General features: G+C 69.0%; 13 protein-coding genes and 1 pseudogene. 8 read left to right on the top strand and 6 right to left on the bottom strand.

Annotation, left to right across the window (positions count from 1 at the left end):
- Positions 1–22 precede the first annotated feature (22 nt).
- Together ACQCSX_RS13450 and ACQCSX_RS13445 are read left to right on the top strand one after the other, a co-directional pair.
- Positions 23–922: a carbohydrate ABC transporter permease gene (locus ACQCSX_RS13450; protein WP_427019050.1), complete on the top strand. Its 900-nt coding sequence runs from the start codon at positions 23–25 to the stop codon at positions 920–922.
- Entirely contained in the window at positions 922–1,821 is a 900-nt protein-coding gene (locus tag ACQCSX_RS13445) for a carbohydrate ABC transporter permease (RefSeq protein WP_427015811.1), read from the top strand. Before ACQCSX_RS13450 ends, ACQCSX_RS13445 begins: the two co-directional genes overlap by 1 nt.
- A 314-nt stretch (positions 1,822–2,135) precedes the next feature.
- On the opposite strand, the gene ACQCSX_RS13440 is transcribed toward ACQCSX_RS13445, so the two are convergent.
- Positions 2,136–4,007 carry a DUF222 domain-containing protein gene (locus tag ACQCSX_RS13440; protein WP_427015810.1) on the bottom strand — a complete coding sequence of 624 codons (1,872 nt, stop codon included), beginning with the start codon at positions 4,005–4,007 and terminating at the stop codon, positions 2,136–2,138.
- Between the two features lie 405 nt (positions 4,008–4,412).
- Complete coding sequence (locus tag ACQCSX_RS13435) at positions 4,413–4,961, bottom strand: CGNR zinc finger domain-containing protein (protein WP_427015809.1); 549 nt, start codon at positions 4,959–4,961, stop codon at positions 4,413–4,415.
- Between the two features lie 79 nt (positions 4,962–5,040).
- Between ACQCSX_RS13435 and ACQCSX_RS13430 the strand changes: the two genes are divergently transcribed.
- On the top strand, positions 5,041–6,051 hold the full coding sequence (locus tag ACQCSX_RS13430; protein WP_427015808.1) for an EamA family transporter: 1,011 nt from the start codon (positions 5,041–5,043) through the stop codon (positions 6,049–6,051).
- Positions 6,052–6,119: 68 nt separating this feature from the next.
- Positions 6,120–6,647 (top strand): universal stress protein, encoded by a 528-nt coding sequence (locus tag ACQCSX_RS13425; protein ID WP_427015807.1) that lies wholly within the window; start codon positions 6,120–6,122, stop codon positions 6,645–6,647.
- Positions 6,648–6,673: 26 nt separating this feature from the next.
- Here ACQCSX_RS13425 and ACQCSX_RS13420 read toward each other — a convergent pair whose 3' ends face one another.
- The 4 genes from ACQCSX_RS13420 to ACQCSX_RS13405 all read right to left on the bottom strand — a co-directional run bounded on the left by ACQCSX_RS13420 (position 6,674) and on the right by ACQCSX_RS13405 (position 10,281).
- A complete protein-coding gene (locus ACQCSX_RS13420; protein ID WP_427015806.1) occupies positions 6,674–9,022 on the bottom strand; it encodes a heavy metal translocating P-type ATPase in 2,349 nt (782 codons plus the stop codon).
- A 41-nt stretch (positions 9,023–9,063) separates the two neighbouring features.
- Positions 9,064–9,306 carry a heavy-metal-associated domain-containing protein gene (locus tag ACQCSX_RS13415; RefSeq protein WP_427015805.1) on the bottom strand — a complete coding sequence of 81 codons (243 nt, stop codon included), beginning with the start codon at positions 9,304–9,306 and terminating at the stop codon, positions 9,064–9,066.
- A gap of 2 nt (positions 9,307–9,308) precedes the next feature.
- Positions 9,309–9,632 (bottom strand): metal-sensitive transcriptional regulator, encoded by a 324-nt coding sequence (locus tag ACQCSX_RS13410; protein ID WP_427015804.1) that lies wholly within the window; start codon positions 9,630–9,632, stop codon positions 9,309–9,311.
- Between the two features lie 91 nt (positions 9,633–9,723).
- Positions 9,724–10,281, bottom strand: a complete 558-nt coding sequence (locus ACQCSX_RS13405; protein WP_427015803.1) for a hypothetical protein — start codon at positions 10,279–10,281, stop codon at positions 9,724–9,726.
- A gap of 91 nt (positions 10,282–10,372) precedes the next feature.
- On the opposite strand from ACQCSX_RS13405, the gene ACQCSX_RS13400 reads away from it, so the two are divergent.
- From ACQCSX_RS13400 to ACQCSX_RS13385, 4 genes and pseudogenes are all read left to right on the top strand, one after another.
- Positions 10,373–11,473 (top strand): WD40/YVTN/BNR-like repeat-containing protein, encoded by a 1,101-nt coding sequence (locus tag ACQCSX_RS13400; RefSeq protein WP_427015802.1) that lies wholly within the window; start codon positions 10,373–10,375, stop codon positions 11,471–11,473.
- Positions 11,474–11,476: 3 nt separating this feature from the next.
- Entirely contained in the window at positions 11,477–11,773 is a 297-nt protein-coding gene (locus tag ACQCSX_RS13395) for a MoaD/ThiS family protein (RefSeq protein WP_427015801.1), read from the top strand.
- A gap of 76 nt (positions 11,774–11,849) precedes the next feature.
- Positions 11,850–12,122, top strand: a pseudogene (locus ACQCSX_RS13390) (thiamine pyrophosphate-binding protein); the annotation flags it as partial.
- On the top strand, positions 12,074–12,874 hold the full coding sequence (locus tag ACQCSX_RS13385; protein ID WP_427015800.1) for a carbohydrate kinase family protein: 801 nt from the start codon (positions 12,074–12,076) through the stop codon (positions 12,872–12,874). The pseudogene ACQCSX_RS13390 and the gene ACQCSX_RS13385, both read left to right, overlap by 49 nt.
- The last annotated feature ends 6 nt before the right edge of the window (positions 12,875–12,880 follow it).

Here is a 12,880-nt window from a genome sequence, read left to right as displayed (position 1 = left end):
GTCTTTCGACAAGATCAGCTTCATGGTGGTCTTCCTGGGCATCCCCCTGGTCATCTACCTGGTCTTTGTGATCTCCCCGTTCATCCAAGCGATGTACTACTCGCTGACGAACTGGACCGGTTTCAGCGCCAAGATGGACTTCGTTGGCCTGAACAACTATGTAAAGCTCTTCCAGGACGACATCTTCATGAAGTCCGTGGGAAACAGCATCATCCTGGGCATCTTCCTGCCGATCATCACCATCGTGCTTAGCCTCATTCTGGCCTCGCTGGTGACCGTTGGGGGCAGCAGCCGAGGACAGATCAAGGGCCTGCGCGGCTCCAGCTTCTACCGCGTTGTCTCGTTCTTCCCGTATGTGATCCCCGCGATCGTGGTCGGGATCATCTGGGGCGCCGTCTACGATCCCAGCAGCGGTCTGCTCAACGGCCTGCTGACCGGTGTCGGTTTGGACCAGTTCAAGGACTTCGCCTGGCTGGGCAACGAGAGCACGGCCATGATCGCCTCGATGTTCGTCATCGTCTGGGGTTTTGTGGGCTTCTACATGGTGCTCTTCATCGCCGGCATCAAGGGCATCCCCGCCGAGATCTTCGAGGCCGCCCGCATTGACGGCGCCGGCCGCTTCCGCACCGCCATCAGCATCACCATCCCGCTGATCCGCGACAACATCCAGACGGCGTACATCTACATGGGCATCCTGGCCCTGGATGCGTTCGTCTACATGTCCGCACTGAACTCCGGCGGTGGCCCCAACAACTCCACGCTGGTGATGAGCCAGCAACTGTTCTCCACCGCCTTCTCCAAGGGCCAGTTCGGCCTTGCCTGTGCCATGGGTGTGGTGTTGGCCGCGATCACGCTGATCTTTGCCGGCATCGTCTTCCTGGTCAACAAGCTCTCCGGCGGCGATAAGGATGTGTCCCTCTAATGTCCACTAAAATTGCCACCAAGCCGGTGCCCGACTCCGCACTGATCATCAAGCGCAAGCCGAAGGACACCCCCGGGGACAGGGCCGTTGCAGGCGTCTCCCACGTGATGCTCTCGATCTGGGCGCTGATCGTGATCCTGCCGCTGCTGTGGACAGTGCTGTCCTCCTTCAAGACGACGAGCGAGATCTTTGCCTCGCCGTTCGGGCTGCCCGCCAGCTTCAATTTCAAGAACTATGCCACGGCCTGGACCTCGGCCAGCATTGGCACCTACTTCCTGAACACCGTGATCGTCGTGGGCCTGGCCCTCCTGATCGTCATGGTCCTGGGCTCCATGACCGCCTACGTCCTGGCACGGTTCGTCTTCCCCGGCAGCAAGGCGATCTACACGCTGATGCTGGCCGGCCTGACGTTCCCGATCTTCCTGGCGATCGTGCCATTGTTCTTCGTGCTGAAGAACACCGGCCTGCTGAACACCCGCCCGGGCCTGATCATCGTCTACGTCGCCTTCGCGCTGCCGTTCACGGTGTTCTTCCTGTTCTCCTTCTTCAAGGCGCTGCCGCACGAAATCAGCGAGGCAGCCTCCATTGACGGCGCCGGCGAATGGCGGACGTTCTTCCAGGTGATGCTGCCGATGGCCAAGCCGGGCCTTGCCTCCGTGGCCATCTTCAACTTCCTGGGCTTGTGGAACCAGTACCTGATTCCTGTGGCGCTCAATACCAAGGAGGACCAAAAGGTGCTCTCCCAGGGCATTGGTGCCTTTGCCGGCCAGATGGGTTACGCCGTCGACTTCGGCGCCCTGTTCGCCGCCGTCGTCATCACGGTGATCCCCGTGCTGATTGTCTACATCATCTTCCAGCGCCAGCTGCAGGGTTCGGTTTCGGCCGGAACCATGAAGTAACACTCGCACCAACGCACAGCGGGCCTCCCCACAAGGGACGGCCCGCTCTGTGTTTTAAGGGCGGGCCGGCGCGGCACGGCTGCGCCTCCCGCTGGTCGGGCCTGTCGAGACCGCCCGAGCCGGTGTCACCCGCCTGTGTCCGCTGGCCGGGCCTGTCATCGAGACTCGGCAATGCCGAGCACCCCGCGGCCGTGGGCCCGGCCACGGCGATCGACCGAGGCCGCTTGCGGCCACGTGGAGATTCGGCTGTGCATGGCCCCGCTGGTCGAGCCTGTCATCGAGACCAAGGCCCCGGCGGCCCCCGGCACCGCGTGTCAGCCGCCGCGTTCCCCGGCGTGGTGGAACCTATTGCGCAGGCGCCGCCGTTGCGGGTCGATGGATGGGGGCGGGGTGAACCAGGGGATGCCGTGCACGGATTCGACCTCCCAGCCGGTGTGGTGGATGAGGTGGTGGTGGTAGGAACACAGCAGCACGCAGTTGTCCACCGAGGTGTCCCCGCCGTTGGACCAGTAAACGATGTGGTGGGCGTCGGTCCATTGCGGGGGCCGGTCGCAGCCCGGGAACGCGCAGCCCCGGTCGCGGATGAGCAGCGCCCTGCGGATGTGCGGCGGGACGAGGCGCTGGGACCGGCCGACGTCGAGGATTTCGCCCTCCGCGCCGAGGACGGCGGGGATGAGGCCGGCGTCGCAGGCGGCCGTGCGGATCGCGGCGGCCGGGATCGGGCCGCTGTGGGGGACGGCGGCGCTGCCGGGACCGGCGGCGAGCTCGGCCAGGGTCATGGTGATGAACAGTTGCGGGTGCAGGCCCCCGTTGTCGGGCAGGGTGTCGGTGCGGGCGGCGAGGCGGACGCAGTCCAGCAGGGCGTGCAGCAGCAGTTGCGGGCGGGGCCGCTGTTCGGCCAGGAGCCTGCGGGCGACGTCGGGGTCGACGCCGGCCGGGTCGGCGGATTCCAGCAGCGCCTCCGCATCGGTGGCAGGATCGCCGGTGCCCGGAACGCCGGGATTGCCGGTGCCCAAGGTCCCCGCCCCGGGGAACGCGTCCGGGGTGGTGCGTGGCGGGCCGCCCGCCCCGGCCATGCCGTCCGAGGCCTCCGCCGCTCCCCGTGGCAGAGCCCCGGCGCCGGCTACCCCGCCAGCCCCGTCCCCGGGCGCAGAGGATGCGGGTTCGGTGTCAGTTCCGGTGCCGGTGGCCCAGTCCGGCGGGGCGCCCTGCCCGGGCACGGCCACGCCGGCCGGGATGCCGGCGGTGGTGCGCGGGTTGGTGCCGGTGCCGATCGCGGCCATCAGCTCCTCGTAGGAGAGCTGGGTCAGGTGCCCCTCGAAGCGGACCAGGCCGCGCCGGGGCGCCCCGAAATGGATGCCCTCCTTCGCCAGCAGCTCCGCCTCGGTGGGTTCCTGGCCGTCCGGGTCCAGGTGCGCCAGGATGCGGCGGGCGACCCGGGCCAGGAAGTCCGGGGACTCCGAACAGGCCGTGTCCGCCAGGGACGCCTCGACTGCGTCCACCTCCGCGGCGCCGATCCGTCCGCCGGCGGCCAGGCGGGAGGCCTCGGCCACGGCCCGGGAAGCCACCAGCGCGTTCTCCAGCGAACAGTTCCCGGCCAGGAACGCGGCACCGAGCACCGGCTGCTTCGGCGGGGCCACGGTTTGGCTGATCGGATCGACGGCGGGCAGGAACGCCGCGGCCAGGGCGAGCCGCCTGGCCGCCTCGGCCCCGGAGATGGCCAGGGCGTCCCGGAGCATTGCCACCGGGGTCGCGGCCCCGGTGTCCCGGTACCGGCCGGCGAGGGTGCGGACGGCGAGCTCGCCGGCGCAGCGGACCTTGAGCGCGTCCAGGTGCCGGGAGAGGGTTTCCAGCTGGCCGGCCAGGACGGCCAGCTCCAAATCGGGCAGGGCGGCCAGGCCGAGTGCGGCGGGGCCGAACCCGCCCGGGCCGGCCTGCGCGGCGGCGGCCAGGGCCAGGCGGAGCACGGCGTGCAGGTGCCCACCGACGTCGTGGTTCCCGTCATCCCCGGCAGAACCGGAACCGGCCCCATCCGGGGCAGCCCGCCCCGACGAGGCGTCCACCCCACGGGCCATGCCGGCCGAACCGGTATCGACCAAGGACACCTCGGAGAGGGTCGCGGCATCGCCCGCGCTCCACCCGGCCCCACCATCTCGACCGTCTCCGGCGCCATCAAACCAATCCATACATATATTCTAATTGAGTCAAAATCAATTGAATATGTTTAGAACAAAACTCATTGAATCTGTGGATAAAGGGATGCCAAGTTATGCCTGTGCAGGAAAGTGCGGTGTTTGCAGCCGCTTTGGTGCCGGTTCTGATATTCGAATGAGTTGCTAGCTGGTACGGGCTGATTGTGTGATTTACCCCGTGCATCGAGTGGTTAGCCCGCGGGATCTCGACAGGCTCGACCACCGGCGCGTGCTCGGTTACCGGGGGTTCGGGATCTCCACGCGGCCGCGGCCGGCCTGGGCCCACGGCGAGCTTGCGAGCCGTGGGAACGGCTGGGGACAATCACGGGCCCCCGCAGCGCTGCAGCGCCGCGGCCGGCCCTAGGGTCCGGCTCAGCCGGCCGGCCCTCGGGGCCGTCGTCAGCCGGCGGTGCCGGCCTTGCGGCGGCGGTAGGCGGCCACGTTGGCGCGGTTGCCGCAGTTGCCGGTGTCGCAATAGCGCCGGGAGCGGTTCTTGGAGAGGTCGATCAGCACGGCCCGGCAGTCGTCGGCGGCGCACACGCGCAGCCGGTCCAGTTCCATGCTGCGGATGACGTCCACCAGTGCCATGGCGGCCTCGGTGCCCATCCGCTGGGCCAGCGGTGCGGCGGGAGGGGTGGCGTGCAGGTGCCAATCCCAGCCGTCGTGTTTGACCAGCTGGGGGAGTGCCTTGGCCTGGGCCAGGAGCTGGTTCACCAGCCCTGCGGCCTCGTCCTCGGGAGCTGTCCAGATGGCCCGCAGCTGGCCGCGCATGCGGCGCACGGCCTTCAGTTCCCCCTCGTCATGGGTGCGGGATCCGCTGAATTGCTGCTCAAGGACAAAGGCGTCCAGATCCGCCAGTGTGGACATCGAATCCGGGGTGGCCTCGGCCGTGTTGATCAGCGCGGCAGCAGACACCAGGGCAATTTCGGTGTCATGGGCAAAGATCACGTTGACTCCTGACAAGCGTGGGGCGTAGTGTCACCAGTATAACTACTTTTACTCGTGACAACCCCCATGGATGCGCCTCATGACGACTGCCCAGACTCACTCCCGCGTTGCCTCGCCGGCGCTGCTCTTCGCCCTGATTTCGGCGTCGGCGTTTGCGCTCTCCGGCTCGTTCGCCAAATCGCTCTTTGAGAGCGGCTGGTCCCCGGGTGCGGCTGTCGCGGTCCGCATTGGCGGCGCCGCCGTCGTGCTGCTGGTCCCCGTGGTCCTCACGCTGGTGCGCCACTGGGACAACGTGAAGCGGTCGCTCCCGCGCGTGGCTCTGTACGGCATTGTCCCGATTGCGCTGTGCCAGCTCTTCTACTTCAACGCCGTCCAGCACCTGTCCGTGGGCGTGGCGTTGCTGCTCGAATACCTCTCGCCCGTGCTGCTGGTCCTGCTGGCCTGGGCCCGCACGCGCACCAGCCCGCGGCTGCTGACCATCCTGGGTGCGGTGTTTGCGATGGGCGGCCTGGTCCTGGTCCTTGACCTGGGCGGCGCGCAGAAGATCAGCACCGAGGGCATCCTGTGGGGCCTGGCAGCCGCCGTGTGCTCTGCCGCATTCTTTCTCATGTCCGCCCGCGCCGACGACAACGTTCCGCCGGTGCTGATGGCCGGTGGCGGCATGGCCGTGGGCGCGGCGATGATCTTTGGGCTGGGCATGGCGGGCGTCATGCCGATGACGTTTTCCGCCGCCGACGCCGTGTTTGCCAGCACCCAGGTGAGCTGGCTGGTGCCCATCCTGGGCCTGGTCCTCGTCACGACGGTGTTCGCCTACATCGCCGGGATCATTGCCACCCGCGGGCTGGGGTCCAAGGTGGCGTCCTTCCTGGCGCTCTTCGAGGTGCTCTTCGCCGTGATCTGGGCCTGGCTGCTGCTGGGCGAGCTGCCACGGGCGGTCCAGCTGCTGGGCGGTGCGCTCATTGTGGGCGGCGTGGTCGTGGTGCGCCTGGACGAGCTGCGCGGCACCGAAGTGCCGGCGCGCGAGCACGCGAGCGGCGTCGAACCGCTGCTGGTCCGCCGCGAACCCGCCCGCGTGGTCTCGGAGCACTAGCCGCACTGGAGACGGCGCCGCCGCCGGGGGCTACCCTTAGGGACAAGCGCGAGCGATAAGGAGTGGCCATGGCCGCCGAACCGGCTGCAACGGGGTCCAACCGTCCCACCGAGGGGAGCGGCGGCCCCATTGTGGCGGGTGTCTCGCCCGGCCAGCATGCCGTGGTGCGGCGGCGGGCCGCAGACCTTGCCGCGGCGCTGGGGGTGGAGCTGGTGTGCGCCTATGTGGACGTCACCACGTTCCTGGTCCCCGAGCCCGACGACGGCGCCCACGGCGGCACGAATGCACTCCTGTCCGGCCCCACCAAGATCCGCGACGACGCCGAGAACGCGGCCGCCGGGCTGGAGGCCTTGCTCGCCGCAGAGCTGGATCCGCTCCCGCTCAAGTGGTCCTTCCGGGTCCTGGAGGGCGAGCCGGCCAGGGCACTGGGCCGGCTGGCGGAGGAATTGGATGCCGCGATGATTGTTGTCGGAACCCGTGAACACAGCCTGGGGGCGCGGTTCGAGGAGTTGCTGATCGGCTCCGTGGCCGTGCACCTGACCCACCGGCAGGGCCGGCCGGTGCTGGTGGTGCCGGTGGATGCCCGGCGCACCTAGCCCGTGATGCCGCCGGCCGGGCGCGGCTACCGCCCGAAGCGGCGCAGCCGCAGCGAGTTCGCCACCACCAGCACCGAGCTGGCGGCCATGGCCGCGCCGGCGATCATCGGGTTGAGCAGCCCCAGGGCGGCCACCGGAATGCCGATGGCGTTGTAGAAGAAGGCCCAGAACAGGTTGGTCTTGATGGTGCCCAGCGTGCGCCGGGACAGTTCAATGGCCGTGGCCACCTGGCCCAGATCGTTGCCCATCACCGTCAGGTCCGCGGCCTCGATGGCCACATCGGTGCCGGAGCCCATCGCGATGCCCAGATCGGCCTGGGCCAGGGCGGCGGCGTCGTTCACGCCGTCGCCGGCCATGGCCACCGTGGCACCGGCTGCCTGCAGCCGGCGCACGGCCGCCACCTTGCCCTCGGGCAGTACATCGGCCAGTACATCCTCCGGCGCAATGCCGACGGCGGCGGCCACCTGGGCGGCCACGGCGGCGTTGTCGCCGGTGAGCAGCAGCGGGCGCAGGCCCAGCGACTTCAGTCTGGCGATGGCAGCCACTGACCCCTCTTTGATGGTGTCCTGCAGGCTCACGAGCCCGGCGGGCAGGCCGTCGACGGCCACCCAGATGGCGGTGGCGCCCAGCGACTGGGCCTGGGCCAGTGCGGCGAGGTGTCCGCCGTCCAGTTCAATGCCGTTCTCGGTGAGCCAGCCGGTCCGTCCGGCCAGGACCCGGTGGCCCTCCACGGTGCCCACCACGCCGCCGCCGGGGGAGGAACGGAAATCCGTGACCGCGGGCAGGGTCCCCGCGGCGGAATCGGTGCGTGCGGCGGCGGCAATGGCGTGGGCAATGGGGTGCTCGCTGGCGGCCTCCACGGCGCCGGCGAACCGGAGGATGTCCACTTCCGCCAAGGCGCCCATGCTGCGGACGGCGGCCACGGACAGTTTGCCCGAGGTGACGGTTCCCGTCTTGTCCAGCAGGATGGTGTCCACCGTGCGGGTGTCCTCGAGGATCTGCGGCCCCTTGATCAGGATGCCCAGCTGCGCGGCGCGGCCGGTGCCGGTCAGCAGGCCGACGGGCGTGGCCAGGCCCAGGGCGCAGGGACAGGCGATCACCAGCACAGCGACGGCGGCGGTGAAGGCCGCCTGGATGTCGCCGCTGAAGAGCAGCCACAGCGCAAAGGTCAGCACGGCCAGGCCCAGCACGATCGGGACGAACACGGCGCTGATCCGGTCCGCCAGCCGTGCAATGGGTGCCTTGCCCGACTGCGCCTGGCTGACCAGCCGGCCCATCTGGGCCAGCGTGGTCTCGGCGCCCACGCGGGTGGCGCGCACCAGCAGGCGGCCGGAGGTGTTGACGGTGGCGCCGGTGACGGCGTCGTCCACGCCCACATCCACGGGCAGGGATTCGCCGGTGATCAGCGAGGCATCGACGGCGGAGGAGCCCTCCACCACCACGCCGTCGGCCGCAATCTTTTCGCCCGGGCGGACCACTATGACATCGCCCACCGCCAGGTCCTCGGCCGGCACCTTGGCCTCCGCGCCGTTGCGCAGCACCGTGGCGTCCTTGGCGCCCAGGCTCAGCAGCGCCTTGAGGGCGTCGCCGGCCTTGGCCTTGGCGTTCGCCTCCAGGTAGCGGCCCAGCAGGAGGAAGGTCACGACGACGGCGGCCACCTCAAAGTAGAGCTCCGCATGCCCGGCGCCCATGGCAGCGGCCATGGGGCCGGCGTGGGCCGTGAGCAGGGGATCGGCGATGAGCGACACCGCGGAGAAGAGGTATGCCGCGGCCACGCCCAGGGACACCAGCGTGTCCATGGTGGAGGCGAAATGCCGGGCGTTGATGGCCGCAGCGCGGTGGAAGGGCCAGGCGGACCAGCTCACCACGGGCAGGGACAGCGCGGCGGCCACCCAGCCCCAGTGCGGGAACTGCAGGGCCGGGAGCATGGAGATGAGGAAGACCGGGACGGTGAGCACGGCGGCGGTGATGAGCCGGGGCCGCAGTGCTGCGGCCGTGCCGCCGTGGCCCAGGTGGTCCTGGTGCTCCGCGCCCGCCATGGCGTCGTGGCCCATGGAACCGTGGTCCATGCCGTTGTGGCCGGGGGCCGTGTGGTCCACGGCGTGGGGTTCCCGGCCTGCCGGGGTCTTCAGCCGGGCCTTGTACCCGGTGGCGTTCACCGTATCCACGATCTGCTGGTCGGTGACGCCGGCCGGCACGCTGACCTGCGCGGATTCCAGCGGCAGGTTCACTGAGGCGCTGACGCCGTCGATCTTGGCCAGCTTGCGCTCCACGCGGGCCACGCACGACGCGCAGGTCATGCCGTCGATGTCGAGTTCGACCATCCGGTGGGTGTCCGGCCGGGCCGTTTGGGCAAGGATCTGCTCCGCGCTCATGGCGCTCCTTTGATGCTTGGGTGCTGCGGGGTGGCGGACGCCTAGGCCTCGTTGGCGACGACCAGGTAGCCGGCCTCGGCCACGGCCTCGCCGATCTCCGCGGGGGAGAGGGTCAGGGAGGAGGTGACGGTGGCCTCGGAGATGCCGCCCTTGTTCAGTTCAATGCTGACGCCTGTGACGCCGGCCAGGGAGCTCAGCTCCTCGGTGACCGAGCTGACGCAGTGGCCGCAGGTCATGCCGGAAATGCTGACGGTGGTGGTGACGGGCTGGTGGGTGGCGCTCATGGCTAGCTCCTCAGAAGTCGGGAAATGGCGGCGGTGGCCTCGGAGACCTTGTCCTGGACAATCTGCGGGTCATCCTTGTGCAGGGATTCATGCGCAGCCCCCACCACGCAATGCGCGATGTGGTCCTCAAGCAGGCCGATGCTCACGGCATGCAGTGCTTTGTTGACGGCGGCGATCTGCGTCAGGATGTCGATGCAGTATTTGTCTTCCTCCACCATGCGGGCGATGCCGCGCACCTGCCCCTCGGCCCGCTTGAGGCGGCGCAAATAGGCCTGCTTCTCATCGCTGTAGCCGTGGGGGCCGTGCAGTTCTTGCTGGGTGTCCATGGCTCAAAGCTATACCCCCAGGGGGTATGCGTCAAGTACCCCCTGGGGGTATGTGCCGAGGCTCACCCGGCCGCGGCGGCAGCAGACCCGCCTACAGGGTGCAGCCGCCGGGCTTGACGATGTCCAGGGCCGTGGGGCACGTGCCGGTGTGCCATTCCTTGGCGCCAAATTGGTCCCGGGTGGCGTCGACATAGACCTGCACGAAGTTCATCAGGGGGGTGACCCGGTAGAAGCTCACGATGTAGTCGCCCTCGGTGGTCGGCTGGGCAATGGCCAGTTCGGCACCGTCCTGTGTGGCCGCCAACGCCAGGCAGTTGGCGGCCGATTGGGGAATGGTTTCGCCCTGTTTGAGCACGATGTCGCCACAGGAGGGCAGTTCCCGGCGTGATTTGAAGTCCGCGGGGGCGGCGGAGGAGGCACGCGATTCGTCAATCAGCGTGCCCGTGCCCGTGGATGTGCCCTGGGAGGTGCCCGGGGCCGTGCCGCTGGTTGTACCGGTGGCCGTGCCGGGGGCCGGTGGCGCACCGGTGCAGCCCGCCGCCAGCAACACGGCCAATCCTGCACCGCACAGCCCGGCTGCCGCGCGCAGTCCGGCCCCCGTCCCGAACCTGCGGCTGGAGTGGTTGCGAGAGTGCTCTCTTGGGTCCATGCGCCCAGTCTGCCTCCACCGGGGACCGCAGCGGAAGCCGCCCGGGCTAGGAAGTCTTGCCCGCGGCGTGCCCCGGTGGTCGAATGGGGACATGGCTAGCAACGGCGCGGCACAAATCCTGTTGGCAGTGGGCACCAAGAAGGGGCTCTGGCTGGGCACCAGCACCGACAGGCAATCCTTCGACTTCACCGGACCTCATTTCCTGATGAACGAGATCCCCAGCATCGGGATCGACACGCGCAATGGCGGCACCCGCATCCTGGTGGGCGTCCGCTCCGAGCACTGGGGGCCCACCGTGGCCCATTCCGACGACTTCGGGGCAACCTGGATTGAACCGGAAAATGGTGCCATTGCCTTCCCTGCGGACACGGAAACCGCCGTCGAGCGGGTCTGGCAGCTGTTCCCGGACACCGAGCAGCGCCCGGGCGTGGTCTGGGCCGGCTGCGAGCCCATCTCGGTGTGGAAATCAACCGACGGCGGCGAGCACTTTGAGCTCAACCGGGGCCTGTGGGACCACCCGCACCGCAGCGAGTGGGGCGCGGGCTTTGGCGGGGCCGCCGCGCACACGGTGCTGCCCAGCCCCAGCGACCCGGACACCATCCACATGGCCATGAGCACCGGCGGGGTCTACCGCAGCACCGATGGCGGCACCAGCTGGGAGCCGCGCAACCACGGCATCCAGGCCACCTTCCTGCCGGATCCGCTCCCGGAGTTTGGCCAGTGCGTGCACAAGATTGCCCGCGACCCCCAGATCCCCGAACGGTTGTTCGCCCAGAACCACCACGGCGTCTACCGCAGCGATGACAACGGCGACACCTGGATCTCCATCGCGGACGGACTGCCGGCGGACTTCGGGTTTGTCATGATGACGCACCCTCGCCGCTCCGGCACCGCCTGGGTCATCCCGATCAAGGCGGACGCCGAGCGGATTCCGCCGGAGGGCCACTTGGCCGTGCACCGCACGGACGACGCCGGGGAAACCTGGACGCGGCTGGACGGCGGGCTGCCGGACCCGGACTACAACGTGGTGCTGCGCGATGCCGCGGCCGTGGACACGGCCGAGCCCGTGGGCGTCTACTTTGGCACCAGGGGCGGGTCCGTCTACGCCAGCGCGGACGAGGGCGCCAGCTTCACCGAGGCCATCTCCCACCTGCCGGACGTGCTCTGCGTGCGCGCCGCCGTCGTCGGCTGAGCGATGGCCGACGACGGCACTGTCACAGTCCTGGTGCCCAGTCTGCTGCGCCCCTTCACCGGCGGCGCCGCGGAGTTGGCGTTCGACGTCGAGGGTCCGACGACGGTCGCGGAACTGCTGGACGCCATTGGTGCCGTCCATCCGGTGTTCAACCGGCGGATCCGTAATGAAACCGGGGCGCTGCGCCGCTACGTCAACATCTATGTGGCGGGCGAGGACGTGCGCCGCCGCGAGGGGCTGGCCACCGTCGTCGCACCCGGGGAGGAGGTGATGGTCATCCAGTCCGTGGCCGGCGGCTGAGGCACCCAGCCAACCCTGGCGGCACGCACCCTCCGTCCACCGCCGTCCATCCACCGCCAAGACGCAGGAGACCACCATGGCCAAGGAACTTGCCACCCAGCTCATCGAACAGCTCCAGGCCGCCGGCGTCCGGCGGATCTACGGAATTGTCTGGGACAGCCTCAACCCGATAGTCGACGCCGTCCGCAAGACCGGCGGCTCGGCCAAGGGCGGCATCGACTGGATCCATGTCAGGCACGAGGAGGCGGCGGCCTTTGCCGCATCGGCCGAGGCGCAGCTGACCGTGGCACTGACAGCAAGGTGGAAATCTTCCACACCCGCGGCGGCAGCGGGGCCAATGTGGCCGGGTTTGCCGCCGCGCTGCATCCGACGCGCTTCCTGGGCTGCGTGGGCGACGACCACGTGGGCCGGTTCCTGGTGGACGATCTGGAGGGCCGCGGCGTGGACGTGAAGGTCCAGCGCCGCGGCAAGTCCGGCACCATCGTGATTCTGATCGACCAAAATGGTGAGCGGACCATGCTGCCCCAGCGCGGCGCCTCCACCTTGCTGCACGATGTCTCCGACGAATGGCTCGATGGCCTGGAAATCCTGCACGTTCCGGCCTATTCGTTCGACGGCGGACCGCTGCAGGACACTGCCTGCGATCTGATCCGCCGGATGAAGCGGCGCGGTGGCAAGGTGTCGGTGGATGCGTCCTCCACGGGCATGCTCACGCACTTTGGTGTGGAGGCGTTACTGGATCTGATGGCGGAGCCGGCGCCAGATTTCCTGATCGGCAATGAAAGCGAAGCGGCGCTGCTGGAGCTCTCCGACTCGGGCAAGCCCGGAGCCAACCTGGCCCGCCTGCCGAAGACCGTCGTCGTCGCCAAATACGGGCCCGAGCCCACGGTGGTGCACATCCCCGGCGGCGAGCGGCTGACCGTCCCGGTGCCGCCCGTTGAATGCATCCGCGACCTCACCGGAGCCGGCGATGCCTTCGCCGCCGGCTTCCTGGCCGGCTACCTCAAGACCCGGCTGCTGTGGGACGCCTGCGAGCTGGGCCATGCCACAGCGGCGAAAGTCCTCGCTTTGCCCGGGGCCTCCATGGCCGAGGCCTGCTGAGCCACT

Origin of the sequence: Pseudarthrobacter sp. P1 (genome assembly GCF_050156935.1) — a bacterium.
In the GTDB taxonomy this organism is placed as follows: Bacteria; Actinomycetota; Actinomycetes; order Actinomycetales; family Micrococcaceae; genus Specibacter.
Note: the sequence above shows the minus strand (reverse complement) of the source record. Positions and strands in the feature narration are given on the sequence as shown.

Excerpts from the sequence above, each read along its gene's own strand:
- ACQCSX_RS13415 (WP_427015805.1), bottom strand. The coding sequence starts at position 9,306 with ATGAGCGCCACCCACCAGCCCGTCACCACCACCGTCAGCATTTCCGGC.
- ACQCSX_RS13430 (WP_427015808.1), top strand. The coding sequence starts at position 5,041 with ATGACGACTGCCCAGACTCACTCCCGCGTTGCCTCGCCGGCGCTGCTC.
- ACQCSX_RS13440 (WP_427015810.1), bottom strand. The coding sequence starts at position 4,007 with ATGGATTGGTTTGATGGCGCCGGAGACGGTCGAGATGGTGGGGCCGGG.
- ACQCSX_RS13445 (WP_427015811.1), top strand. The coding sequence starts at position 922 with ATGTCCACTAAAATTGCCACCAAGCCGGTGCCCGACTCCGCACTGATC.
- ACQCSX_RS13395 (WP_427015801.1), top strand. The coding sequence starts at position 11,477 with ATGGCCGACGACGGCACTGTCACAGTCCTGGTGCCCAGTCTGCTGCGC.
- ACQCSX_RS13450 (WP_427019050.1), top strand. The coding sequence starts at position 23 with ATGGTGGTCTTCCTGGGCATCCCCCTGGTCATCTACCTGGTCTTTGTG.
- ACQCSX_RS13400 (WP_427015802.1), top strand. The coding sequence starts at position 10,373 with ATGGCTAGCAACGGCGCGGCACAAATCCTGTTGGCAGTGGGCACCAAG.
- ACQCSX_RS13405 (WP_427015803.1), bottom strand. The coding sequence starts at position 10,281 with ATGGACCCAAGAGAGCACTCTCGCAACCACTCCAGCCGCAGGTTCGGG.
- ACQCSX_RS13425 (WP_427015807.1), top strand. The coding sequence starts at position 6,120 with ATGGCCGCCGAACCGGCTGCAACGGGGTCCAACCGTCCCACCGAGGGG.
- ACQCSX_RS13420 (WP_427015806.1), bottom strand. The coding sequence starts at position 9,022 with ATGAGCGCGGAGCAGATCCTTGCCCAAACGGCCCGGCCGGACACCCAC.
- ACQCSX_RS13410 (WP_427015804.1), bottom strand. The coding sequence starts at position 9,632 with ATGGACACCCAGCAAGAACTGCACGGCCCCCACGGCTACAGCGATGAG.